The sequence below is a fragment of the Bradyrhizobium sp. P5_C11_2 genome, from assembly GCF_054049755.1.
In genome coordinates this window covers 1-1,883 of the sequence record NZ_JBFULT010000896.1, presented here as the reverse complement: position 1 = coordinate 1,883, position 1,883 = coordinate 1, and the positions used below count along the sequence as shown (strand labels likewise).

The window sequence follows — 1,883 nt, the reverse complement described above, 5'->3', positions numbered from 1 at the left end:
GCCTCGTACTGACGGTCGAGCTGATGGGACGCATTGACGGCATCGACCGTCGTGACGACGGTGTCGAGCCGCAGGAAATGCGAGACCAGCGGATTGTTCAGCAGCAACTGAACGATCGGGGCAGGATCCGCGAGGCCCGTCGTCTCGACCAGAATCCGGCGGAATGGCGGCACCTCGCCGCGGTCGCGACGCACCAGCAGTCCGCGCAGCGTCTCCTCGAGATCGCTGCGGATAGTGCAGCAAATACAACCGCTCGCGAGCACTGCAACCTCGCCATCGACGCGCTCGACCAGCAAATGATCAAGGCTGATCTCGCCATATTCGTTGATGACGACCGCACTGTCCTTCATGGCGTCGTCGCGCAGCAGGCGATTGAGCAGCGTGGTCTTGCCGCTGCCGAGAAACCCGGTGATCAGCGATACCGGAAGTCGCTCGGCGGACTTGTCGCTCTCGAACAGGCTCATCGGCATCCTCAACCTCTGGTCTTATTTTTGTCGCTAGACAACAGCCTAATGGAGGAGGAGCATGCCGAAAATAAGTTTTTAAGCCCGGCTTACAGGGCACAACCTGGGAGGAAACGATGGACGATGAGATCAGGGGCGACGAGCAAAAGGGTGGGACCGATCGCCGGACCTTGCTTCGCACCGCAGGCCTCGCAGGCGCGGCCGGCGCGGCGCTCGCGGGCTCGATGCATGGCAAGTTCTCGCTCGCGCCGATCACCGAAGCCCAGGCGCAGACCGCCGCCACGCCCAAGGGTGTCGACAAGCCATGGTGGCCTTCAAAATGGGGCAAGGATGACGAGGCCGGCGCATCCAACCACATGACGCCGGCGAAGGTCCTCGATGCGGCGAAATGGATCAAGGACGGCAAGATCTACAAGATCGGCCGCGTCTACGAGCAAGGCATGCCGTTGTTCGGCGCGCGCGCGTTCTCGCTGCGCATTCCCGGTAGTCCGACCGGTGGCCCGTTCGGCGACAACAAGCTGGTGTATCATGACGAATTTCTCGCCACGGAGATCGGCCAGACCGGTACACAGTTCGATGGCCTCGGCCACATCGGCATCCAGCTGGGCAAGGACGGCGACAAGAGCGAGATGCGGTTCTACAACGGCTTCACCGCCGCAGAGATCAGCGATGCGTATGGTCTCAAGAAGCTCGGCGTCGAGAAGCTCAATCCCATCTTCACCCGCGCTCATCTCCTCGACATGGTCGCGCTCAAGGGCGGGATGATGGATGCCGGCCAGGAGATCACCGCGGCCGATATCAAGGCGGCGCTCCAGAAGCAGAACATCCCCGAGAGCGACATCAAGCCGGGCGACGCGATCATGTTCCACACCGGCTGGGGCTCGCTGTGGATGAAGAACAATGATCGCTTCAACAGCGGAGAGCCGGGCATCGGCCTCGACGCTGCCCGGTGGGTGATCGAAAAGGATCTCGCCCTCACGGCCGCCGACACCTGGGCGGTCGAGGTGGTCCCCAATCCCGACAAGTCGCTCGCCTTCGTGGTCCATGCCGAATTGCAGACCAAGCACGGCATCCACAACCACGAGAACCTGATATTCGACGAGCTCATCGCCGACAAGAAGTATCAGTTCGTCTATTCCTTCACGCCCGCCCCGATCAAGGGCGCGACGGGAAGCAACGGTTGTCCGATCGCGATCACCTGAGGAGGCCGCATCGGCGCGTGGGCGGAGGCTGCCGCCCACGCCTGTTCGCTAGCCGCGCCCGCGATAGGGCGCCACGCCCTGGTCCGGCACCCACAGGCCCTTCGGCACGCGGCCGGTCTGCCAGAACACGTCGATCGGGATGCCGCCGCGCGGATACCAGTAGCCGCCGATGCGCAGCCATTTCGGCTTGATCTCGGACGCGATGCGCTTGCCGATC

At 63.1% G+C, this 1,883-nt stretch carries 2 protein-coding genes and 1 pseudogene; 1 reads left to right on the top strand and 2 read right to left on the bottom strand.

From position 1 onward, the window contains the following. On the bottom strand, positions 1-464 hold a 464-nt coding region (locus ACXJL8_RS40025), incomplete at its 3' end, for a CobW family GTP-binding protein (protein ID WP_456686920.1). A 116-nt stretch (positions 465-580) separates the two neighbouring features. Between ACXJL8_RS40025 and ACXJL8_RS40020 the strand changes: the two genes are divergently transcribed. Then, positions 581-1,666 carry a cyclase family protein gene (locus tag ACXJL8_RS40020; RefSeq protein WP_456622469.1) on the top strand — a complete coding sequence of 362 codons (1,086 nt, stop codon included), beginning with the start codon at positions 581-583 and terminating at the stop codon, positions 1,664-1,666. A gap of 48 nt (positions 1,667-1,714) precedes the next feature. On the opposite strand, the pseudogene ACXJL8_RS40015 reads toward ACXJL8_RS40020, so the two are convergent. Next, positions 1,715-1,883, bottom strand: a pseudogene (locus ACXJL8_RS40015) (preQ(1) synthase); the annotation flags it as partial.